The organism is Streptomyces sp. NPDC046122 (assembly GCF_056429965.1).
The window spans coordinates 27,428-50,268 of record NZ_JBWKLQ010000020.1 but is presented as its reverse complement, the minus strand read 5'-3'; the positions used below and the strand labels follow the sequence as shown (position 1 = coordinate 50,268).

General features: G+C 72.4%; 17 protein-coding genes, 1 other RNA gene and 1 pseudogene. 8 read left to right on the top strand and 11 right to left on the bottom strand.

The features are described from left to right. Positions 1 to 14 precede the first annotated feature (14 nt). Positions 15 to 815 (bottom strand): hypothetical protein, encoded by an 801-nt coding sequence (locus AC07FK_RS31710; protein ID WP_479108383.1) that lies wholly within the window; start codon positions 813 to 815, stop codon positions 15 to 17. Positions 816 to 972: 157 nt separating this feature from the next. Next, on the bottom strand, positions 973 to 1,938 hold the full coding sequence (locus tag AC07FK_RS31705) for a LysR family transcriptional regulator (protein WP_479108382.1): 966 nt from the start codon (positions 1,936 to 1,938) through the stop codon (positions 973 to 975). Between the two features lie 83 nt (positions 1,939 to 2,021). On the opposite strand from AC07FK_RS31705, the gene AC07FK_RS31700 reads away from it, so the two are divergent. Next, positions 2,022 to 3,320 (top strand): MFS transporter, encoded by a 1,299-nt coding sequence (locus AC07FK_RS31700; RefSeq protein WP_479108381.1) that lies wholly within the window; start codon positions 2,022 to 2,024, stop codon positions 3,318 to 3,320. A 29-nt stretch (positions 3,321 to 3,349) separates the two neighbouring features. Here AC07FK_RS31700 and ssrA read toward each other — a convergent pair. The 5 genes from ssrA to ftsE all read right to left on the bottom strand — a co-directional run bounded on the left by ssrA (position 3,350) and on the right by ftsE (position 7,189). Beyond that, positions 3,350 to 3,720, bottom strand: a transfer-messenger RNA (tmRNA) gene (gene ssrA / locus AC07FK_RS31695). 107 nt (positions 3,721 to 3,827) lie between these two features. Beyond that, positions 3,828 to 4,313, bottom strand: a complete 486-nt coding sequence (gene smpB / locus AC07FK_RS31690; RefSeq protein ID WP_479108380.1) for an SsrA-binding protein SmpB — start codon at positions 4,311 to 4,313, stop codon at positions 3,828 to 3,830. Between the two features lie 18 nt (positions 4,314 to 4,331). Next, positions 4,332 to 5,504 (bottom strand): S41 family peptidase, encoded by a 1,173-nt coding sequence (locus AC07FK_RS31685; protein WP_479108379.1) that lies wholly within the window; start codon positions 5,502 to 5,504, stop codon positions 4,332 to 4,334. A 68-nt stretch (positions 5,505 to 5,572) separates the two neighbouring features. Continuing rightward, positions 5,573 to 6,490, bottom strand: coding sequence for a permease-like cell division protein FtsX (ftsX, locus tag AC07FK_RS31680; protein ID WP_479108378.1), 918 nt, complete (start codon positions 6,488 to 6,490; stop codon positions 5,573 to 5,575). A gap of 9 nt (positions 6,491 to 6,499) precedes the next feature. Beyond that, positions 6,500 to 7,189, bottom strand: a complete 690-nt coding sequence (gene ftsE / locus AC07FK_RS31675; RefSeq protein WP_028815006.1) for a cell division ATP-binding protein FtsE — start codon at positions 7,187 to 7,189, stop codon at positions 6,500 to 6,502. 257 nt (positions 7,190 to 7,446) lie between these two features. Here ftsE and AC07FK_RS31670 point away from each other — a divergent pair, with 257 nt between their 5' ends. After that, positions 7,447 to 7,641 (top strand): hypothetical protein, encoded by a 195-nt coding sequence (locus AC07FK_RS31670; RefSeq protein ID WP_479108377.1) that lies wholly within the window; start codon positions 7,447 to 7,449, stop codon positions 7,639 to 7,641. A 105-nt stretch (positions 7,642 to 7,746) separates the two neighbouring features. Here the strand turns inward: AC07FK_RS31670 and AC07FK_RS31665 are convergent, their stop codons facing one another. From AC07FK_RS31665 to AC07FK_RS31650, 4 genes are all read right to left on the bottom strand, one after another. Then, positions 7,747 to 8,655 (bottom strand): hypothetical protein, encoded by a 909-nt coding sequence (locus tag AC07FK_RS31665; RefSeq protein WP_479108376.1) that lies wholly within the window; start codon positions 8,653 to 8,655, stop codon positions 7,747 to 7,749. Positions 8,656 to 8,922: 267 nt separating this feature from the next. After that, complete coding sequence (gene prfB / locus AC07FK_RS31660; protein ID WP_479108375.1) at positions 8,923 to 10,029, bottom strand: peptide chain release factor 2; 1,107 nt, start codon at positions 10,027 to 10,029, stop codon at positions 8,923 to 8,925. A gap of 70 nt (positions 10,030 to 10,099) precedes the next feature. After that, positions 10,100 to 11,350 (bottom strand): serine/threonine-protein kinase, encoded by a 1,251-nt coding sequence (locus AC07FK_RS31655; RefSeq protein ID WP_479108374.1) that lies wholly within the window; start codon positions 11,348 to 11,350, stop codon positions 10,100 to 10,102. Positions 11,351 to 11,553: 203 nt separating this feature from the next. Next, the gene (locus AC07FK_RS31650) at positions 11,554 to 13,200 is read right to left on the bottom strand and encodes a protein kinase domain-containing protein (RefSeq protein WP_479108373.1); all 1,647 of its coding nucleotides are present in this window, start codon (positions 13,198 to 13,200) and stop codon (positions 11,554 to 11,556) included. Positions 13,201 to 13,597: 397 nt separating this feature from the next. Between AC07FK_RS31650 and AC07FK_RS31645 the strand changes: the two genes are divergently transcribed. From AC07FK_RS31645 to AC07FK_RS31620, 6 genes and pseudogenes are all read left to right on the top strand, one after another. After that, positions 13,598 to 16,942, top strand: a complete 3,345-nt coding sequence (locus AC07FK_RS31645; protein ID WP_479108372.1) for an FtsK/SpoIIIE domain-containing protein — start codon at positions 13,598 to 13,600, stop codon at positions 16,940 to 16,942. 168 nt (positions 16,943 to 17,110) lie between these two features. Next, positions 17,111 to 18,481 (top strand): ABC transporter substrate-binding protein, encoded by a 1,371-nt coding sequence (locus AC07FK_RS31640; RefSeq protein ID WP_479108371.1) that lies wholly within the window; start codon positions 17,111 to 17,113, stop codon positions 18,479 to 18,481. Between the two features lie 12 nt (positions 18,482 to 18,493). Beyond that, a complete protein-coding gene (locus AC07FK_RS31635) occupies positions 18,494 to 19,849 on the top strand; it encodes a carbohydrate ABC transporter permease (RefSeq protein WP_479108370.1) in 1,356 nt (451 codons plus the stop codon). Then, positions 19,846 to 20,757, top strand: a complete 912-nt coding sequence (locus tag AC07FK_RS31630) for a carbohydrate ABC transporter permease (RefSeq protein ID WP_479108369.1) — start codon at positions 19,846 to 19,848, stop codon at positions 20,755 to 20,757. The genes AC07FK_RS31635 and AC07FK_RS31630 overlap by 4 nt, the downstream gene beginning before the upstream one ends. A gap of 127 nt (positions 20,758 to 20,884) precedes the next feature. After that, positions 20,885 to 21,502, top strand: a pseudogene (locus tag AC07FK_RS31625) (ABC transporter ATP-binding protein); the annotation flags it as partial. An 11-nt stretch (positions 21,503 to 21,513) separates the two neighbouring features. After that, positions 21,514 to 22,758, top strand: a complete 1,245-nt coding sequence (locus AC07FK_RS31620; protein ID WP_479108368.1) for a glycosyltransferase family 87 protein — start codon at positions 21,514 to 21,516, stop codon at positions 22,756 to 22,758. Positions 22,759 to 22,841: the final 83 nt, after the last annotated feature.

Sequence of the window (22,841 nt, the reverse complement as noted above, 5' to 3'; positions counted from 1 at the left end):
GGATGCCATGTGTGCTACGTGCCTTTCGCGGCAAATTGACTGGTGGTGCCGCCTGCGGCGGGGTCCGTCTGCGGGTCTGCCGGCTCCGTGCCGGGATCGGTGTCGCCCGGGTCGGTGCCGGGGGCGGGGTCCGTGCCGGGATCGGTGCCGGGGTCGGGCTCCGCGCCCGGGTCGGTGTCGCCGGGGTCCGTGCCCACGTCGTCGTCGGGGTCGGTGCCGGGAGCCGGGTCCGCGCCGGGGTCGGTGCCCGGGGCCGGGTTCGTTCCGGAGCCGGCGCCGCCGGTGGCCTGGGTCGGGCGGTTCTCCTTGGGGACGCGGGCGCTCTTGGAGGAGCTCGCACCGGGCTCCGGGGCCAGGACGCCGGTGCCCGCCGGTCCGTCGGCGGACGGCGCCTCGGGGCCGGACACCGAGGCGGAGGGCGTCGCGCCCGGCGTCACCGGCGGTGTCGCGCCGGGCAGCGACTCCTCGGGGGCCGGGGATATCTGGACGGTGTCCGTCTTCTTCTTGTCGTCGGCGAGCCCGGGTATCTGGAGGAACGGCGCCGCGGAGTTGCCACCGGCGAGGGCGACGACCAGCGTGACGGCGTAGCAGGCGCAGGCGAAGGCGAGAACCCAGCCGATGCGGCGCAGCTTCTTGCTCCTGCGGCCGCTCTCGTCGACGAAGACGGGGCCGTCGGAGCCCTCCTGGAGCTCCACGGCCTGCGGCGGCCGGTGGTCCGAGGGGTCGAGCCGCACGGTGCCGAGCTGGACCGTGATCTCACTCGGGATCGGGTCTTGGGGATACCCGGATCGGGCATCGTCTCGCCAATTTTCCACAGTTGTACGCACATCCCCCACTGAAGTGACTGGGGTGCGCACGACCGCCTGATTCGTCTGTTGCGCGGAACGGGCCCCCACCCACTCCGAGCGCCCCCTATCACACCGCACCCAGGCGATGAATGTAGCGCACGCCGACAGCGGGAGGGCTCCTGAGTCAGGTGTTGTTGAGCATCAGTGACATATCCGTTTCGGGAAGCCAGCCACCGGGGGGCATTTCCAGCCACCCCCTTCGCTCACCGAGCTCTGAAATCGACCGATTTAGTACGTCAAGCCCCTTATGACGGAGACCTTTTCGCCACACAAGTGAGATGGGCGACAGTGGTACGGGATCCACGATCGGCCGCAGCTCCATGCCGGGTACCGCGATGAATTCGGTACTCGCAAGTACGGACCAACGCCGCTTGCCGATGAACCGCACGAACTCCTCGGCCCCCTCGATCTCCGGGAACGGCGCGGCCACCTCGACGCCCCGCCCGGCGAAGAGCCGCTCCGCCAGGTCGGTCCATTCGGCGGTGGCCGCGTTGCCCGCCGCCGCGTAGAGGGTCTCGCCCGCGAGGGCGTCGAGCGGCACCTCGTCCAGCGCGGCCAGCGGATGGTCCTCGGCCAGGAGCACGGCCATCCGCTCGAAGCGCACCGGCCGGTGCTCCAACTGGTCGAGCAGCGCGGGATCGAGCCCGGCGACGCGCCCCGAGGACACGTCGAGCCGGCCGGCGACGATCGCGGCCGCCGCTCCCGTGAGGCCGCTGTGGAAGCGGGCCACGAACTCCACGTCGGGCGCGGCCGACCGCGCCGCCTCCAGCACCTGGTACGCGGTGCCGACATGAGCCCCGACGTCGACGACCAGCGGGCGCTCGTCGGGCGCCCAGGCCGCGCCCAGTGCGTCGTACGCCGCCAGGACCCGCCGCGCGTACGGCAGGAGCCGCTCGCCGTCCGCCGTGAGCGACACGCTCCGGGTGGACCGTACGAACAACTCGGAGCCCAGCTCCCGCTCCAGACGCCGGACGTCGCGGCTCAGCGCCTGCTGGGCCGTGTAGAGCCTGGCCGCGGCGCGGGTGAAGTGGAGGTCCTCGGCGACAGCCTCGAAGGCGCGCAGGAGCCGGGGTTCGATGTCGTGGGGCACGGCGTGAATTTACAACGCGGGTGCGTCAATCGCCGCCCGGAAGGTGTTGGACCTCCCGCGCCTCCCGCCCGGAAGCTTGATCCATGCCCGTCCAAGAAACCTTTCCCCCGCTCCTGACCGTGTCCGGCGACGTCCTGATCGCCGCCGACCGCCCCGGTCACCCCCGTGCGCCGCGCCGCGCGCCCGGCCGCTTCTCCCCCTACCGACGCCTCTTCACCGTCCCCGGCGCCCGCGCGTTCACCGCGGGCAATCTCCTGGCCCGCCTCCCGATGGGCATGTTCAGCGTGAGCGCGGTCATGATGATCGCCGGTTCGCGCGGCTCGTACGCCCTGGCGGGCGCCGTCACCGCGGCCGGTCTCCTCGTCACCGCCCTCGTGGCGCCCTGGACGGCCCGGCTCGTCGACCGGCACGGCCAGGCCCGCGTCGCGGTGCCCGCCACCGCCGTGGCCGTACTGGGCTCGCTCGCCCTGGTGCTGTGCGTCCGTTACGACGCGCCCGACTGGACGCTCTTCGCCGCGTACGCCGCCACCGCCACCACTCCCAACACGGGCGGCATGTCCCGCGCCCGCTGGGCCCACCTGTTCCGCGACGATCCGGCGGCGCGGCACACGGCCAACTCCTTCGAGCAGGCCGCCGACGAGCTGTGCTTCATGCTCGGCCCGGTCGCCGCCGCCTTCCTGTGCACGGCGCTCTTCCCCGAGGCCGGCACGCTGACCGGCGCGGTGCTCATGATGACCGGCGTCCTGATCTTCGCCGCCCAGCGCGCCACCGAGCCGCCCGCGGCGCCCCGTACGGCGAACACGCGCTCCCCGCTCCGCCTGCCCGGCATCCCCGCGCTGCTCGCGGTCTTCCTCGCCACCGGCGCGGTCTTCGGCTCCATGGAGGTCGTCACCCTGGCCTTCGCCGACGGTCTGGGACACGGCGCGGCGGCCGGCCCGGTCCTCGCCCTCCAGGCGGGCGGATCGTGCGTGGCCGGGCTGCTGTACGGCTCCGTGCGCCCGGCGGCCGACCCGCGCCGCCGCCTGCTCGCGTGCGTCGCCGCGATGACCGTGCTGATGTCCCTGCCCCTGTTCGCCGCCTCCACCGGATCGCTGGCGGCGGTCGCCGGAGCACTGCTGCTGGCGGGCGCGGCCACGGCCCCGACGATGGTCACGGGCATGACCCTGCTCCAGGGAGCGGTCCCCGGGGCCCGGTTGAACGAGGGCATGACGCTGGCCGTCACCGCGCTCCTGGGCGGCATAGCCGCGGGTTCGGCGGCCGGCGGGTGGCTGGCGGAACACGCGACCCCGGCCGAGGGCTACCTGGCGCCCGTGGCCTCGGCGGCCGTGGCACTGCTGCTGTGCGCGGCGCTCAAGGGCACGACGAAGGCCCCGCCGTCCTAGGACGGCGGGGCCTCGGCCTCACATGGGAATTGTGGAGATGGCGGGAATCGAACCCGCGTCCAACGGTGCAGAACCAGGGCTTCTCCGAGTGCAGTCCGCTGCGATTTTCTCGGCCCCGGAGATCACACGGACAAGTCTCCGACGGGCTCAGTCACTGTTTGATTTCCCACCCGATCCCGTGACCGGACCGAGTGGTTTAGTTCCCTTGATGATGCCAGGATCCGGGTCGGGAACACCCCCGGGCTGACACTTCGCTAGGTCGCTACTTAGGCAGCGAGGGCGAAGGAATCGCGCTTGGAATCGGCGATTATTGGTTGCGACATATGGTTAACGAGATCATTGCCGCTTCCTCGACTCGCTTCCCCTGCCTCGACATCCGCTGTCGAAACCGATCATCCCCATGTTGTTTTATCAAGGTGGTACACGTGCCCCGAGGGGCACAGGTGCCATCGTACGTGAACAACGCACGACCGTGCCAGCCTATTCCCCCCGGGCGGCGGCGCGCCCTCAGAGCTGCCCGCGCTCCTTGCGCTTGACCGCCGAGATCGCCCGGTTCGTCTCCCGCAGGTCCTGCTTCTCCCGCAGCGTCTGCCGCTTGTCGTACTCCTTCTTGCCCTTGGCCAGCGCGATCTCGATCTTGGCCCGACCGTCCTTGAAGTACATCGCGAGCGGCACGATCGTGTGGCCCGACTCGGACGACTTGCTCAGCAGCTTGTCGATCTCCGCCCGGTTCAGCAGCAGCTTGCGCTTGCGCCGCGCGGAGTGGTTGGTCCAGGTCCCCTGCGAGTACTCCGGTACGTGCACGTTGTGCAGCCACGCCTCGCCGCCGTCGAGCTGGACGAAGCCGTCCACCAGCGAGGCGCGTCCCTGGCGCAGGGACTTCACCTCGGTGCCGGTCAGGACCATGCCGGCCTCGTACGTGTCGATGATGAGGTAGTCGTGTCGCGCCTTCTTGTTCTGCGCGATCAGCTTGCGCCCTTTTTCCTTAGCCATAGTGCGGCCATTTTCGCACTACGACCCTCCCCCGAGGCCACTCAATACTGTCCGGGCCCGCTCCTGTGCCCGCTCGCTCACCGCGAGGTCCGGGCTGATGCCCCGCCCGTCGACGCTGTGGCCCGCCGGAGTCCGGTAGTGGCCGACGGTCAGCTCGGCCACGGAACCGTCCGGCAGGCGGCTCGGCATCTGCACCGAGCCCTTCCCGAACGTCCGCGAACCGACGGTCACCGCCCGGCCGCGGTCCTGGAGCGCCCCCGTGACGAGCTCCGCCGCGCTCATGGTGCCGCCGTCGACGAGCGCCACGACCGGCCGGTCGGTGTCCCCGCCCGGCTTCGCGTACAGCGCGCGCTGCTCGCCGTCCATGTCGTACGTCGCCACCAGGCCGCCGTCGAGGAAGGCGGAGGCGGCGGTGACGGCCTCGGTGACGAGCCCGCCGCCGTTGCCCCGCAGGTCCAGCAGTACGCCGTGGTCCTTGGGGACGGCGCGGACGGCTTCCCGCACCCGCTCGCCCGAGCCCCTGGTGAAGGACGCCACCTTGATCAGCGTGGCGCCGTCCGCGAGCCGCTCGACGGTGACGGCCTCGGTGCTCAGCCGCGCCCGCCGCAGCCGCTCGCTCCACCGGCGCTCACCGCGCTCCAGGCCGAGCACCACCGAGCTGCCGGCCCGGGCCGTGTCGCCGCCGTCGCCGCGCAGCAGCTGGACGACCTCGGTGACCGGGCGGTTCTCCACCGGCTGCCCGTCGACCGTACGCAGCCGGTCGCCCGCCCGGACGCCGGCCCGTTCGGCGGGCCCGCCGCGTTGCACCCGGGACACCTCGACGCGGCCGTCGCCGGCCCGCTCGGCCCAGAGGCCGACGCCCGTGTACTCGCCGCCGAGCGCCTGCTCGAACTCCTCGTACTCCGCCGGGTCGTAGACCGCGCCCCACCGGTCGCCGCTGCGACTGACGACCTCTTCGGCCGCCTCCTTGCCGGATTTGCCGTCGGCCATCGCCTCGGCCGCCGCGTCCGCGACCGCTGCCCGGTCGGCCGCGGACGCGACGGAACGGGCGGCCAGCGGCGGCGACTTCTCGTCGTCCCCCGGCCAGGCGTCGGTGACGGCGGCGGTGACGATCACGGTCGCGAAAACCAGTGTCAGGGCCGCCCCGCGGCGGACACCGCGGGGACGAAAGGTGACTTCAGGGCCCAACATGGCGCCGAGTCTAGGACAAACGAAGGGCGCCGTACGGTCGGTTGACCGTACGGCGCCAGGGGCTCATGTCACACCTTGAGGTACTTGCGCAGGGCCACGAAGCCCGCCAGCGCGGGCATCAGCAGGGCGATCGCGAGCACCAGCGGCAGCTTGGCCAGCACCGCGTCCCACCCGATGAAGTTGACGAGCGTCAGCTTGTCGGCGAGCGCCAGGCCGTGGTCGATCAGGAAATACCGCCCGACGAGCAGCATGGCGCAGGCGAACACTCCGCCGATCAGGCCGGCGAAAGCGGCCTCCATGATGAACGGCATCTGGATGTAGAAGCTCGACGCGCCGACGAGCCGCATGATGCCCGTCTCACGCCGCCGGCTGAACGCGGAGACGCGCACGGTGTTGACGATCAGCATCAGCGCGATGACGAGCATGAGGGCCATCACGCAGAGCGCGGCCACGTTCATGCCGTTCATCAGCTCGAAGAGGTTGTCCAGGATGCCGCGTTGGTCCTCGACCGACTGGACGCCGTCGCGGCCCTCGAAGGCGGTGGCGACCACCTTGTACTTCTCCGGGTCCTTGAGCTTGACCCGGTACGACTCCTGCATCTGGTCCGGGGTGATGGTGTCGGCCATCGACGTGTCCCCGAACTGCTCCTTGTAGTGCTTGAACGCCTGGTCGGCGGACTCGTACGTGACCGTGTCGACGATGTCCATCTTCTCGAGATCGGTTTCGATCTCCTTCTTCTGCTCCGCGGTGACCGCCCCCTTGGAACACCTGGGGATGGTCTCGGCGTCGTTCTTGTTGCAGAAGAAGATGGAGACGTTGACCTTGTCGTACCAGTAGCCCTTCATCGTGCTCACCTGCTCGCGCATGAGCAGCGCCCCGCCGAAGAGGGCGAGGGAGAGGGCGACCGAGATGACCACCGCGAAGGTCATGGTGAGGTTCCGGCGGAGACCGACGCCGATCTCCGACAGGACGAACTGGGCGCGCATGGCGTCCTTTCAGTGCTGGTAGCCGTAGACGCCGCGAGACTGGTCGCGCACGAGGCGGCCACCCTCGAGTTCGATGACGCGCTTGCGCATCTGGTCGACGATCTGCTGGTCGTGGGTCGCCATCACCACAGTGGTGCCGGTGCGGTTGATGCGGTCCAGCAGCTTCATGATGCCGACGGAGGTCTGCGGGTCGAGGTTGCCGGTCGGCTCGTCCGCGATCAGCAGCATCGGGCGGTTGACGAACGCCCTCGCGATCGCCACGCGCTGCTGCTCACCACCGGAGAGCTCACCGGGCATCCGGTCCTCCTTGCCGCCGAGGCCGACGAGATCGAGGACCTGGGGCACGGACTTGCGGATCTCTCCGCGCGACTTGCCGATGACCTCCTGCGCGAACGCGACGTTCTCACCAACGGTCTTGTTGGGGAGAAGGCGGAAGTCCTGGAAGACGGTGCCGAGCTGGCGCCGCATCTGCGGCACCTTCCAGTTGGACAGGCGCGCGAGGTCCTTGCCCAGGACGTGCACCATGCCGTGGCTGGCGCGCTCCTCACGCAGCAGGAGCCGCAGGAAGGTTGACTTGCCGGAGCCCGAAGAACCCACGAGGAAGACAAATTCGCCCTTCTCGACCTCCAGGGATACATCCCTGAGGGCGGGGCGGCTCTGCTTCGGGTAGGTCTTGGAGACGTTGTCGAATCGGATCACGGGTGCACCACGGTCGCCGGGAGTAGGTGAGCGTGACCATACGCGACGTGGGCAGGGACGCGCAGTCGGCGTCCTGGGATGGGCGATTTATCACGGAACGGCGACGCCTTCCGACCGGAACAGAACGGCCGTAACCCGGCGGGGCGCGCCGGAACCCGCGGAAGCTGGCACAGTGGGACGGGGAACAGTCACGTTCCCCTGAGCGTTGGCGGGAGAACGGCCGCAGGCGGCTCCGCCGCGCGGGAGGAGGAAAGCGCATGACCTATGACCGACTGGTGTGCGCGAACTGCGCGGCGCCCGTGAACCAGGGCCGCTGCCCGGTCTGCCGGGCGAACAGGGCGAGGATGCAGCAGGAGGGCGGCCCGCTGGCCGGGCTGACCCCCGCGGCGCTGGTGGTGCTCGTGGCCCTGCTGGTGGCGGTGGTGGCCCTGCTGGCGCACCAGACCGCCTAGGACCGCGCCGTACCGCCTCCACGGCCCTCCTCGGGCCCCCGGGAGACATGAGAGGGGCCCGGAGCGCTCAGTGCGCTCCGGGCCCCTCTTGTACGTCTAAGCGGTTCAGGCGACCGTACGGCCGCTGACCAGGCGCGGCAGCATGCGGAAGCCGATGCCGCCGGCGATCATCGTCGCGGCGCCGATCAGCAGGAACGAGGTCTCGGCGGCGCCCGTCTCTGCGAGCTCCTCCTTGGCCTTGCCCTGCTCGACCGGCTTGGAGCCGGCGCTGTCGGTGTCGGTGTTGTCCTCGCACTCGGCACCGTCGAGGTCGAGGGTGCAGGTGCCGGCGTCGCCGTCGGAGCCGCCGTTGTCGTCGCCGCCGGTCACGGTGCCACCGGCGTCGTTGCCGCCGGTCACGGTGCCACCGGCGTCGTTGCCGCCGTTGCCGCCGCCACCGTTGCCGCCGCCACCGTTGCCGTTGCCGCCGTTGCCGCCGTTCCCGCCGTTGCCGCCGTTGCCGCCGTTGCCGCCGTTGCCGTTGCCGCCGTTCCCGTTGCCGCCGTTCCCGCCGGGGTCGGTCGGGTCAGAGGGGTCGGTCGGGTCGGTCGGGTCCGTGGGATCGGTCGGGTCCGTCGGGTCCGTGGGGTCCGTCGGGTCCAGCGGGTCCGTCGGGTCCGTGGGGTCCAGCGGGTCGGTCGGGTCCGTGGGGTCCAGCGGGTCCGCCGGGTCCAGCGGGTCCGCCGGGTCCGCCGGGTCCGCCGGGTCGGCCGGGTCCGCCGGGTCGGCCGGGTCCGCCGGGTCGGCCGGGTCCGCCGGGTCGGCCGGGTCCGCCGGGTCGGCCGGGTCGGCCGGGTCGGCGGCGATGGAGACGTCGACGCCCTCCTTGTCGACGCTGGCGTCGGCGCTGAGGCCGGCCACGTCGACGCCGATGCCGACGGCCGAAGCGGCGCCCGCGGCGGTCAGCGAAGCACCGGCGGCGATCACCGCACCGGCTGCTATACGCGCAACGCGGATCCGCGTCTTCTTGGTCATATGGCTGCTACCCCCAGTAGCTGAATTCGTCAGTGGAGCAGCGCAAGGGGCATCGGACCATGGGGGTTTGAAATTCCTCCCCCGTCGCACACGCCCCAGAGATACGCATGCCGCGCGTCAGCTTTGCCACTTTTAAAGGGAGCGTCAAGGTCATTGCGGGCGCGATGTCCGGATTGCAGGCACTTGCCCGTCGTACGAGCATACGACTGTGACAGAAAACGCAACTGCCGCCTCGCGGGCGGCAGTTACTGTGTCGACAAAGCGAGTTTACTTCTCCTGCTGCTTGCGCCAGCGAATTCCCGCTTCCAGGAAGCCGTCGATCTCCCCGTCGAGAACCGCCTGCGGGTTGCCGACCTCGAACTCCGTACGGAGGTCCTTGACCATCTGGTACGGATGCAGGACGTACGAACGCATCTGGTTGCCCCAGGAGTTGCCGCCGTCGCCCTTGAGCGAGTCCATCAGCGCCTGCTCCTCCTGACGGCGGCGCTCGAGGAGCTTCGCCTGGAGGACGTTCATGGCGCTCGCCTTGTTCTGGATCTGGGAGCGCTCGTTCTGACAGGAGACGACGATGCCGGTCGGAACGTGCGTCAGACGGACAGCGGAGTCCGTCGTGTTGACGCCCTGACCACCGGGACCGGACGCGCGGTAGACGTCGACCCGCAGCTCCGACTCGTCGATCTCGATGTGGTCGGTCTTCTCGACCACCGGCAGCACCTCGACGCCCGCGAAGGACGTCTGGCGGCGGCCCTGGTTGTCGAAGGGGGAGATGCGGACCAGGCGGTGCGTGCCCTGCTCGACGGAGAGCGTTCCGTAGGCGTACGGCGCCTTGACGACGAAGGTCGCGGACTTGATTCCGGCCTCCTCCGCGTACGACGTCTCGTAGACCTCGGTCGCGTACCCGTGCCGCTCGGCCCAGCGCAGGTACATGCGCATCAGCCGCTCGGCGAAGTCGGACGCGTCGACGCCGCCGGCCTCGGCGCGGATGTTGACGAGGGCCTCGCGCTCGTCGTACTTGCCGGACAGGAGCGTCCGCACTTCCATCTCGTCCAGCGCCTTGCGGACGGAGATCAGCTCGGCCTCCGCCTCCACGAGGGTGTCGGCGTCGTCCTCCATCTCGGCGAGCTCGAAGAGCACGGAGAGATCGTCGATGCGGCTGCGGAGCGCCTCGGTCTTGCGCAGCTCCGCCTGGAGGTGGGAGAGCTTGCTCGTGATCTTCTGCGCGGCCTCGGGGTCGTCCCACAGGGACGGGGCCGCGGCCTGCTCCTCGAGCACGGCGATATCGGCCCTCATCCTGTCGAGGTCCAGGACGGCCTCGATCGACCCCATGGTCGAGGAGAGGGACTTGAGCTCTTCGGATACATCGACGACTGCCACGGGTCCAGCGTAACGGCTGGGCGGCCGTACGTTCCCCTCGCCCGCGGGAGCGCCTCGTCACCCCCGTGGGCTACGGCTGCGCGGGGGACGACTGCTCGGTGTCCCGCGGGGCCCCGTCCGCGCCGTCCCCGGTCACCGCCAGCCAGCCGCCCACCCCTATCGCGGCCGCCACCAGCACCGCGGTCCCGCCGAGGACCAGGCGCCGCCTGCGTACGGCGTCGGGCCTGTTGCGGGCCGAGCCGGGGCGGCGCTGGCCCGCCGCCCGAGGAGCGCGCGCCGTGCCACGCGCACCGCCGGCCAGCTCGTCGGGGGCGGGGACGCGCATGCTCGTGTGCGTGTCGCGGTTGGAGTCGGGGGCGGAGCCGGGCACCAGCGGGACGGCGCCGCGGCGGCGCGGCTCGGCCGCGAGGGACTGCGGTTCGTCGTACGCCGGATACGCGGGGTGGTCCGCCTCCTCGTCCTCCGAGCCCGGCTCGTCCACGTCGAGCGGCGGCATGCCGGCGAGGAGCGGCAGCTGGTCGCGCAGACGGGCGGAGAGCTCGGAGGCGCGCAGCCGGGAGGCCGGGGCCTTCGCCAGGCACTGGACGAGGAGCTGCCACAGCTCTTCGGGGATGCCGGGGAGGGGGACGACGGTCTCGGTGACGTGGCGGCGCAGTACGGCGCCGGGGTGGCCGCCGCCGAAGGGCGTGAAGCCGGCGAGCAGCTCGTACAGGACCGTCGCGAGGGCGTAGATGTCGACGGCGGCGCGGGGCGGCAGGCCCTCGACGATCTCGGGGGCGAGGTAGTCGGGCGTACCGATGATCTTCGTGGCGCGGGTGCGGCGGGGAGTGTCGATGAGTTTGGCGACCCCGAAGTCGGTCAGCAGCGCGGGGTGCGCGCCGCCGGGACCGAGCGGGCCCTCCATGTCCAGGAGAATGTTCTCGGGCTTCACGTCGCGGTGCACGACGCCGGCCGCGTGGGCGGCGGCGAGTCCGTCGGCGACGTCCGCGGCGATGGCGACGGCCGCCTCGGGCGCCAGGCGGCGCTCGCGGTCGAGCCGGGTCCGCAGATCCGTGCCGCGCACGAGATCCATCACCAGCGCGAGATCGGTCCCGTCGACCACGAGGTCGCGCACGCCGACGACGCGGGGGTGGTCGAGTCCGAGCAGCGCGGTGCGCTCCTGGACGAAGCGTCCGACGAGTTCCTGGTCGGACGCGAGGTCCTCACGCAGGAGCTTGACGGCGACGGGCCCCTCGGGTCCGTCACCGAGCCACACCGTGCCGGCGCTGCCCCGCCCAAGGATCTGGTGGGCCGTGTACCGGCTGCCGATTTTCCGTGCCAAGACTGCTCCCTCAGCGGTGAGAGGGCGTCTCGCTTCTCCGGGGGTATCAGCCGCAGGCCCCGCCGGAGAAGCGAGACGCCCTCTGACGGTCGGCCCTGAGGCTACGCGGGTGGAGGCCCGTCCGGTGCCGCGTATGGCGTCAACCTCGACTTCTGGGGGCGAAATCCACCCCCAGAAGTCGATAAATCAACGAACTCGGCCTGCTACGCGCCGGTGGAGCCCGTGGAACTGGTCAGGTCCTCGACGAACTTCGTGACGCTGTCGATCCAGTCGCCGATCTGCGCGAAGAAGCTCTTCGTCGTGCCGATCCACTCCTGGAGACCGGAGAACTCCCAGATCAGCCAGGAGGCCACGAACAGCAGGACGAGCGTGAAGAGGCAGCCCTTGAGGCAGCCGAGGCCCGGGATCCGCATCGGGTTGGCGCTGCGGCGGCGCGGCTCACGGGGCTCGCGCGGCGGCCTCGGGGCCGGCGGGGCCGGCTGCTGCGGCGGCGGTGCGTACCGCTGCTGCGGGGGCGGCGCCTGGGGCTGCTGGTACTGCGGCGGGGCGTACCGCTGAGGCTGCTGCTGCGGCTGCTGCCGACGCTGAGGGGGCTGCGGGGGCTGCTGCTGCGGCTGGCGCTGGGGGCGGCGGCGCAGCGGGTCCTGGCTCGGGTCGAGGTACTGGACCTGTGTCTGCTCGTTGCGGTCGCGAGCGGCCCGCAGCTGGTTCTGCCAGGGGTGGGGGTCCTCGGGGCCGGGGCCGCCGGGTGCGCCGTCGGGGCGCGGCGGCACGGGCGGCATGACGGCGGTCGGGTCCGCCGCTCCGGGGCCGCCGTACTGCGGCGCCCCGGTGGACGGCAGGACGCTGGTCGCGGCGGCCGGGTCGTACGAACCGGCGTTGCTCGGCAGCACCTGGGTGGGATCGGCGGCGCCGGGCACGCCGGGGACCGGCGCCGGGGACGGGTCGGGGGCGAGCAGGGCGCCGACGCCCATGGCCGCCTCGACCTGAGCGGACGACGAGTGCACGCCCACGCCGGCCGCGACGGTGCGCAGGGCGCGGGCGAGGTTCTCGGCGCTGGGCCGCTCGTCCGGTTCCTTGCGCAGGCAGCGCTCTATGACCGTCCACAGCGGCTCGGGAACGGTGGTGGGGCGGCGGGGCTCCTCGCTCAGGTGCCGGTGCAGCACCTCGAGCGCCGTGGCCCCGGCGAACGGTGGGCGCCCGGTGACCAGCTCGTACAGCAGGATGCCGGCGCCGTAGATGTCGACGGCCGACGTCTGCGGGCGGCCCTCGGCCGACTCCGGGGCGACGTAGGCGGGCGTGCCGACGAACTCGTGCGTACGCGTGAGGCCCGGGGAGTCGGCGAGGCGCGCGATGCCGAAGTCGGTGAGCATCGGGTGCATCTGGCCGTCGCGCTCGTCGAGCAGGACGTTCGCGGGCTTGAGGTCCCGGTGGACGACGCCGTCGGCGTGACTTGCGGCGAGAGCGTCCGCGATCTGAGCGGTGAGCAGGGACGCGGCGACCGGCGAGAACGGACCGTTCTCCCGGAGGTAGCGGTGCAGGTCGGGGCCGTCGACGAGGTCCATCACCAGAGCGAGCAGATCGCCCTCGACCACCAGATCGCGGGTCCGCACGATGTTGGGATGCGTCAGGCGCAGCAGCACGGACCGCTCGCGCAGGAAGCGCATCACCACATCGGCGTCGTTGGCGAGCTCCTCCTTGAGGACCTTGATCGCCACGGTCTCGCCGGGCTGGCCCGCCACGGCCGCCTCGGCGCCCGCGGTCTCACGCTGGCGGGCTCGCCAGACGGTGCCCGTGGCGCCGCGCCCGAGCGGCTCCTCGAGCAGGTATTTACTGCCGACCGGCCGCACGTCATGCGCTCCCTGCTGCTCGTGTCCTCGTGGTCCTGCGTGCTCCCGGGCGCGCGGCCCGTGGTTCCGGTCCACTGTAGTGCCGCCCGCCCGCCTCCCACCGGGGCCGCGTACCGAGGGTAGACGCGCCCCTGGCACCGATGGTTGCCGAACGTGCGTACCGCATATGTCCAACCCTGCACTTTTGCGCCCACAGCCGACCATTCAAGATCACTTGGAGGTGGCCGCCGGGCGTGTTGTCAGTGGCAGGTGCGAGGATGCCCGGAGCACGGACTGCGGGGTCGGGAGCCCCGCGCTGCGTGCCGACCTGTACCGGACGACGCGTCCGTGCCGGGTGGGGGGAATCACAGGGCGGCACCCCTGCCGGGCACTTCGCGCAGAAGGGACCGCTGACGCGATGCAGATCCGGCTGACCGTCCTCGCGCCGAGCGCGCAGAGCACGCGTGCCACCGGGGGCCCCCAGGCCGCCGGGCGCGTGTGCGACGTGCTCGTCACCGCGCCCGCGGGGACCGCGCTGGCCGCGGTCGCCTCCGGCCTGGCCGCCGCGGTGGCCGGTCCCGGCTCGGCGCCGGAGACCACGGGCGCCGTCGTGGTCTACGCCGGCCGGGAACGGCTCGACGCCCAGCGCACGGCGCTGGGCGAACCGCCCCTGGTCGACGGGGCCGTGCTGTCCCTCCACGCACCCGCACCCGAGCCCGACGCGGCGCCCGACGCCCCGGCCCGGCTCCACGTGGTGGCGGGCCCGGACGCGGGCGGCGTCCACCTGCTCCACGGCGGCCAGGTCCGCGTCGGCCGCTCGGCGGAGGCGGACGTCCCGCTGAACGACCCGGACGTGTCACGACTGCACTGCGCGGTGACGCTGGCCCAGGACGGCCGGGTCTCCGTGGCGGACCTGAACTCCACGAACGGCACCTCGCTGGACGGCGAGGACCTCACGGCCGACCCCGTCCCGTTTCCTCACGGCGCACTCCTGCGCGTGGGCGAATCAGCCCTCCGCCTCGCCCAGGACGCCCCCGCTCCGCCGCTGCGCACCACCCCCGACGGCGAGGGCCACCTGCGCCTGCCCGCCATGAGCGAGCCCCCCGCGCCCCCCGGACTCGCCGGCCGCAGAGTCTCGGGCCAAACCCCGCCCGCGCCAACGGGGCCGGCCGGCAGCCATACCCACTCCACCACTCCCGGGTCGTCGTCCGCGGTGGCGGCGGGAGGTGACGTGCCGGAGCGCTCCCCGCAGGGCGCCGAACGCAGCACGCCCGAACAGTCCGATCACCCGGACGTTCGGCACCCGAGGAGACGCCCCGACGCGGCACCGACCACGGAGCCCCCGCACCCGGGGCCGCCGCACGCGGACCCCTCGCGCCCCGGCCCCGAGCGCCCCTACTCCTCGCATCGCGACCCCTCGCATCCCGAAGCCGCACCGGCCCCGGACCCGGCAGCGACACCCCCCGCCCCCCGCCGGGGCGGCATAGGGGCCTGGGCCCGCCGCCTCACCGGCGCCCGCTCCAGCGCCCTGGACGAGTACGCCCCCGCCGAGGCCACTCCCCTCGGCATGCCCCCGACCGCCCAGAGCCCCGCGGCGCACGGCCCCCACGCCCGGTCCGACGCGCGCCCCCAGGCCCGCGCCGACGCCTGGCCCGACCCCGCGACCCTCCTGCTCACGGCACTGGGCCCCGGCCCGCGCCTGTGGGAGCGCATCCCCGCCCACCCGGAAGCACTGGCCCTGCGTCTGGGCACCGCCGACCGCCCCGCCCCCGACGGCGGCCGCCCGCTCCCCGCCGTGCCCGTGACCGTGGGCCTGCGCGAGGTCGGCTCGCTGGGCCTGGCCGGCCCCCGTGACCGCCTGGCCGGGCTCGCCAGGTCCACCGTGGCCCAGCTGGCCGCACTGCACGCCCCGGCCGACCTGGAAATCGTCCTGATCAGTACGGACAGGGCAAGGCCGCTGCGGGAGCGCACCGCCGAGTGGGCCTGGCTCGGCTGGCTGCCGCACCTGCGGCCCGCCCACGGCCAGGACTGCCGCCTGCTCCTCGCGTACGACCGCGACCAGGCGACGGCCCGCATCGCTGAGCTGATCCGCCGTACGGAGGACGAGGAGCCGCAGAGCCCGCACAGCGGGCCGTACACCGTCGTCGTCCTCGACGGCGACCCCGGCCCCGCCGCGCTCCGCGAGGCGGCCGCCCGCCTGGCCGCGACCGGAGCGGCGTCCGGCATCCACCTCATCTGCCTGGCCGAGACGCCCGCCGCCTCGCCGCTCTCCCCCGTCGCCGCGACGTACGAGGCCGCCTGCGCCGCGTCGCCCGCGTTCCGCGCGTGCGGAGCCGCAGGGCTGCTCAGCGGCGACGTGGCCACCGCCCTGCGTCTGCTGCGCACGGCCGGCGGCGAACCGGCGGGCCACGGCACGCTGGCCACGGTGGACGCGGTCTCCGAAGCCTGGGCCGACCGCTTCGCCCGGGCGCTGGCCCCCCTCCGCACGGACGGCCCCGCCCCGGCCGTCCACCCCGCCTCCGCGCCCCACAGCTCCCGCGCCACCCAGCCCGCGCGAGCCACTCCCCTCCCCGCCACCTCCCGCCTCCTGGACGAGCTGGGCCTGGCCAGGGCCACCCCCGCCTCCCTGATGGCCCGCTGGGCGGCGGCGGCCGACGACGGCCAGGCCCCCGGCGCCACCCGTGCCTGGGCGGTGCTCGGCGCCGGCCCGCGCGGCCCGCTGTGCGTGGACCTGACCGCCGAGGGGCCGCACCTCCTGATCGAGGGCCCGGCGGGCAGCGGCCGCACCGAGCTGCTGCGTTCCGTGGCGGCGTCGCTCTCGGCGGCGGCGCGCCCCGACCGCCTGGGCCTCGTCCTGGTCGACGGCGCGGGCGGCGAACGCGGCGACGGCCTGCGCGCCTGCACGGAACTCCCCCACGTCTCCACCCACCTGGTGGCGTCCGACCCCGTCCGCATGAGGGAGTTCGCCCAGGCCCTGGGCGCCGAGCTGAAGCGCCGCCACGAGTTGCTCGGCGGCCTGGGCTTCGCCGAGTGGCACGCGCGCCAGGAGGTGTCCGGCCGGATGATCGGCCAGCGCCGCCCCAGCGCCGCCGAACAGAACGGCGACCTGGACTCGCCCCCCAGCGGCACCCTGCGCCTGCGGACCACGACGTCCCGGGAGCGCCAGGCCCGCGCCGACACCGCGCCGTCGCCCCTGCCCCGCCTCGTCGTCCTGGTCGACGACCTCGACGCGCTGGTCGCACCCGCCCTCGGCAGTACGGGCAGGCCGGCGGCCGGTTCCGTCGTACGGGCGCTGGAAGCCGTGGCCCGAGAGGGCGAGCGGCTCGGCGTACACCTGGTGGCGACGTCCGCCAGGCCGGACCGTACGGCCGGCACGGAGCTGGCGCGCGGCGCGCGGCTGCGCGTGGTGCTGGACGCCCCGCCGTCGGCACCCGCCCCTGACGGGCCCGCGCCCGGCCGCGGCAGGCTGCTCCACCGTGCCGCGACGGACGGGTCCGGCGGAGCGGAGCCGGACGCGGACGCCCCGGCGACCCCGTTCCAGGCCGGCCGGGTGACCGGCCGGATTCCGCGCACGGCGACCCTGCGCCCCACGGTCGTCCCCCTGGAGTGGGAGCGGATGGGCGACCCGCCGACCCGCCGCCCGGTGCGCGAACTCGGCAACGGGCCGACCGACCTCGCCCTGCTGGCCAGCGCCCTGGACCGCGCCGCCCGTACGGTCAACGCGACCCCGCTGCCCCCCCTCGGCGCTCCTCGGGAGGGCTGACTCAACGTCACGAGCCCATCACGATCACCCGGTTGACACGGAAGGCACTATTGCCGGGGCCGACCGCCGGGCGTAGGACTGAGCACGGGACAGCTAGACCGGCATCGGCGCCAGCGGTTCTCCAGGGGCTGCGCCGGTCCGTACGCGCACAGGAGAGACGGGGCAGTGATGCGCACAACTCTTCGTACACACCGGGGTCGCAGGGCTCGAAGGGCTGCGCTGGCGATGATCGCCGCGAGCACGCTCGCCCTCACCGCCTGCGGCGGCGACAAGGAGAAGGACAAGGGGAACGAGGGAAGCGGGGCCACCACCCAGCCCTCCTCCGTGGAACTGCCGAAGCTGGACGGCGAGGAGGTACAGGTCGCCGCCGTCTGGACGGGCCCCGAGCAGGAGAACTTCACCAAGGTCCTCGACGAGTTCGAGAAGCGCACGGGCGCGAAGGTCACCTTCGTACCGGCCCAGGACCCGATCGTGAACTTCCTCGGCACGAAGATCGCCGGCGGCGCGCCGCCGGACGTGGCGATGCTGCCGCAGGTCGGCGCGCTCCAGCAGGCCGTCGAGCGCAAGTGGGCGAAGCCCGTCGACGCGGCGACGCAGGCGCAGCTCGACAAGAACTACTCGCAGGGCTGGAAGGACATCGGCGCCGTCGGCGGCAAGCAGTACGGCGTGTACTTCAAGGCCGCCAACAAGTCGCTGGTCTGGTACAACGCCCAGGTCTTCGAGGACGCCGGCGCCGAGGAGCCCAAGACCTGGAAGGACTTCCTGACGACGGCCGAGACGATCTCCGCCTCCGGCGTCACGCCGGTCTCGGTGGGCGGCGCGGACGGCTGGACCCTCACCGACTGGTTCGAGAACGTCTACCTCTCCCAGGCGGGTCCCGAGAAGTACGACCAGCTCGCCAAGCACGAGATCAAGTGGACGGACCCGTCCGTCAAGAACGCGCTGACGACGCTCGCCGAGCTGTTCGGCAAGAAGGAGCTCATCGCGGGCGGCCAGGACGGGGCCCTGCAGACGGAGTTCCCGGCGTCCGTCACCCAGACGTTCGCCGCGGACCCGAAGGCCGCGATGGTCTTCGAGGGCGACTTCGTCGCGGTCAACATCGCGCAGACGAAGGCGAAGATCGGCACGGACGCCAAGGTGTTCCCGTTCCCGGCGGTGGGCAGCGAGTCGCCCGTCGTGACCGGCGGCGACGCGGCCGTGGCGCTCAAGGACTCGAAGGGCGCGAAGGCGCTGCTGACGTTCCTGGCGTCGACGGACGCGGCGGGGATCTGGGCCGGGGCGGGCGGTTTCGTGTCGCCGAACAAGTCCCTCGACGTGGCGGCGTACCCCAACGACGTGCAGCGGGACATCGCGAAGGCGCTGATCGCGGCGGGGGACGACTTCCGCTTCGACATGTCGGACCAGGCTCCGCAGTCGTTCGGCGGCACGCCGGGCAAGGGTGAGTGGAAGGCGCTCCAGGACTTCCTGAAGAACCCTAAGGACATCGCGGGGACCCAGCAGCGGCTGGAGTCCGACGCGGCCAAGGCGTACAAGAGCTGACGGGTTGACGTCATGACGTCAGCGACCGCGGGGGGCGCCGCGAAGGTCACGCCGCCCCCCGCCGGCAACGGCACACGCAAGAGCGTGACGGGCACCCGCAGGTTGATGGCGGCCGGCTTCCTGCTGCCCGCCCTGGTGCTGCTCGGCGCGCTCGTGGTCTACCCGATCGGGTACTCGGTCTACCGGAGCTTCTTCGACAAGTCGGGCGACAGCTTCGCCGGGCTCGACAACTTCGTCGAGATCTTCACCGACGACACCATCCTGACCGCCGTCAAGAACAACGCGGTCTGGGTGGTGGTGGCCCCCGCCGTCTCGACCGCGCTGGGCCTCATATTCGCGGTGCTCACCGAACGCATCCGCTGGGGTACGGCGTTCAAACTGCTGGTCTTCATGCCGATGGCGATCTCGATGCTCGCCGCGGGCATCATCTTCCGCCTGGTGTACGAGCAGAATCCGGAGCGCGGGGTCGCGAACGCCGTCGCGGTGAGCGTCCACGACATGTTCTCCGAGTCGGCCGGCTTCCCGAAGGCCCGCCCCTTGCCGGTCCATCCGCTGGAAGCGGGCGGCGGGGGCTCCTTCGTCACCAAGCAGCCGGTCAGAGCGGGTGAGCAGGTTCTGCTGCCGCTGGTCGGCGTACCGCCCGCCAAGATGCCGGGGGGCGCCGAGATCGCGGCGCCGGCCGAGACCGCGCCGGACAAGGTCACCGGCACCGCCTGGCTGGACTTCACCAAGGGCGGCAGCGGCAAACCGAACACCCTCGACCCCGAGGAGCTGGGCCTCGAGGGGATCAAGGTCGAGGCCGTCAAGGACGGCAGGGTCGTCGACTCGGCCACGGCCGCCGCGAACGGCACGTTCACCCTCTCCGCCGAGGCGGACGGCGCCGTACTGCGCTTCCCGGCGTCGAACTTCCGCGAGCCGTACAACGGCGTCGACTGGCTCGGCCCGAGCCTGGTGACCCCCGCCATCATCGGCAGCTACGTCTGGATGTGGGCGGGCTTCGCGATGGTCCTGATCGCGGCCGGACTCGCGGGCCTGCCGCGCGAGCTCCTGGAGGCGGCCCGCGTCGACGGCGCCAACGAGTGGCAGGTGTTCCGCCGGGTGACGGTCCCGCTGCTTGCGCCCGTCCTCGCCGTCGTCCTGGTCACGCTGATGATCAACGTACTGAAGATCTTCGACCTGGTGTTCATCATCGCGCCGGGATCGTCCCAGGACGACGCGAACGTGCTGGCGCTCCAGCTCTACCGTTCGTCGTTCGGCACCGACGCGGACCCGGGCATCGGCAGCGCAATCGCCGTCCTGCTCCTGCTGCTGGTCGTTCCGGTGATGCTCTTCAACATCCGCAGGATGCGAAAGGAGAGCCGCCGATGACCACCACGGCCCCCACGTCGGCCACCCCTGCGACCGGCCAGGGCCCCGACCGGCCCAAGCGGTCCCTGCCGGCGCGGATCGCGGCCCGCGCGAGCGGCGGCGCGGTGAGTTTCTTCCTCGTCCTGGTGGCGCTGTTCTGGCTGATGCCGACGATCGGCCTGCTGTTCTCGTCGCTGCGCAGCCCCACGGACATCGCGGAGACGGGCTGGTGGAAGGTCTTCACCGCCCCCTCCCAGCTCACCCTCGACAACTACGCCAATCTCCTCGACAACAGCACCATCGTCGACTCCCTGCTCAGCACGATCATGATCACTGTCCCGTCGACCGTCCTGGTCGTGGTGATCGGCTCGCTGGCCGGGTACGCCTTCGCGTGGATGGACTTCCCGGGCCGCGACTGGTGGTTCCTGGTGGTCGTCGGCCTGCTGGTGGTCCCGGTGCAGGTGGCCCTCGTCCCGGTGTCGGAACTCTTCGGCAAGATCGGCATCTTCGAGACGACGGCCGGCGTGGTCCTCTTCCACGTGGCCTTCGGCCTGCCGTTCGCCATCTTCCTGCTGCGCAACTTCTTCGCGGAGATCCCCAGAGAGCTCCTGGAGGCGGCGCGACTCGACGGCGCGGGCGAGATCCGGCTGTTCACCCGCGTCGTGATGCCGCTGGGCGGTCCCGCCATCGCCTCGCTCGGCATCTTCCAGTTCCTGTGGGTCTGGAACGACATGCTGGTCGCGCTGATCTTCGCCGACTCGGCCAACCCGCCGATCACGGTGGCGCTCCAGCGTCAGGTCCGCCAGTTCGGCAACAACATCGACATCCTGGCGCCCGGCGCCTTCATCTCGATGATCATCCCCCTGATCGTCTTCTTCGCCTTCCAGCGCCAGTTCGTCTCCGGCGTCATGGCAGGCGCGGTGAAGTAGCCCGGCTCGACCGCCCACGAAGGCGGCCCGGTCTCCGCGGCGACCGGCCGCCTTCGCGCGCCCTCCACGGGCCCGTCAGGCCCTGAGCGCGGCGACCGCGGACGCGGCGAGGTCGTCGAGGTAACCGTCGGCGCACAGGGGCGAGGCCGTCGGCATCGTCGGTTCGAACGGATCCGGCAAGTCCACCCTGCTCAAGGCGGTCGCCGGGTTGATCCCACCGGCGCGCGGACGCGTCTACACCCGGGGGCAGCCCTCGCTCCTCGGCGTCAACGCCGCGCTGATGAACGACCTGACCGGCGAGCGCAACGTCGTACTCGGCTGTCTGGCGATGGGCATGACGCGCCGCCAGGTCCGTGAGCGTTACCAGCGGATCGTCGACTTCTCCGGCGTCGACGACGAGGGCGACTTCACCACGCTGCCGATGCGTACGTACTCCTCCGGCATGGCCGCCCGCCTCCGCTTCTCGATCGCCGCTGCCAAGAGCCACGACGTCCTCATGATCGACGAGGCGCTGGCCACCGGTGACGCCGCCTTCCAGCGCCGCAGCAGGGCCCGCATCGCCGAGCTCCGCGCGTCGGCGGGCACCGTCTTCCTGGTCAGCCACCACCACAGGACCGTCACCGAGACCTGCGACCGCGCCCTGTGGCTGGAGGCGGGCGTGCTGCGGATGGACGGGCCCGCGGCAGACGTCGTCGCCGCCTACGAGGCGGACGGGAAAGCGAAAAAACAGCGCAAAGCTGGCTAAAGTGCGCCGTGATGACGATCGATCGGATTCCGGCCTCCGACGCGGACACCGGCCCCGGCACCGACGCGTCCGCGGCAGGCGTGCGGCGGTTCGTGTGGCGGCTCGGCGGCGTCTGGGTCGGTACCCGGCTGGGCATGCTCGCCCTGCTCGCGCAGCCGCTCGCCGCCTTCGACGTGGGGACCATCAGCGGCGAGGTGCACCAGATCTACTACGGCTGGTTCAGGCAGCTCACCCGGGGCGGCTTCCCCCTCGACGACGCCATGTGGCAGTACCCGCCCGGCGCCGCGCTGGTGATCCTCGGACCGGGGGCGCTGCCCTGGCTCACCTACTTCCAGGGGTTTCTCGTCCTCACCCTCGCCGCCGACGCGCTCGTGGCCGGCGCGCTCGCCCGCGCCGGACTGCGACCCGGGCACGGCAGGGACGGTGCGTGGCTGTGGGTGGGCGCGCTGCCGCTGCTCCTGCACCTGCCCCTCGTGCGGTACGACGTCCAGGCCACCGCGCTCGCCGTCCTGGCCCTGCTCGCGCTGGGGCGCCACCCGCGCGTCGGCGGTGTGCTCGCCGGGCTCGGTGCGACCGTGAAGGTCTGGCCGGTCCTCGTCCTGCTGGGCGCCCCGCGCGGGCGTACCACCCGGAACGCGTGGCTGTCCGCGGCCGCCGGTGCGGCGGTGCTGCTCGCGGTCCTCGCGTTCGGCTTCTCGCACACTCTCGGGTTCCTGCGTCAGCAGGGCGGCAGAGGCGTGCAGATCGAGTCGATGGCCGGAACTGTTCTGTCCCTGGGGCGGCTGGCCGGCTGGCCGGGCACGGTGGAATACCGTTACGGCGCGATGGAGCTGACCGGGCCGTACGTCTCCGCCCTCGCCCACGCCTCCCTCCTCCTCACCGCCGCCGCCCTCGGCTGGCTGCTGCTGTGGCGGCTGCGAGCCCGCCGCTGGACGCCGGCGACGCCCTTCGACGCCGCGCTCGCCGCCGTGCTCCTGTTCACGGTCACCAGCCGGGTCATCAGCCCGCAGTACCTGGTCTGGCTGCTCGGCCTGGCCGCCGTCTGCCTCACCTCGCACGCCACCACCCAGCGCCCGGTCGTCGCCCTGCTGCTGCCCGCGGCCGCGCTGAGCGCGCTCGCGTACCCCGTGCTGTACGACGACGTCGTCTCGGGCACCCCACTGGGCTGCGCGCTCATGGTCGTACGCAATCTCCTGCTCCTCGCCGCCGCCGCGCTGTCCTGCCGCAGGCTGTGGACGTCGTCGCGCGGGGTGTGAACGAGAAGGACGCAGGAGCGAGGAGACGCGAAAGAGGGCGCCCCCGCACCGGAGATCCCGGTGCGGGGGCGCCCTCCTGCACA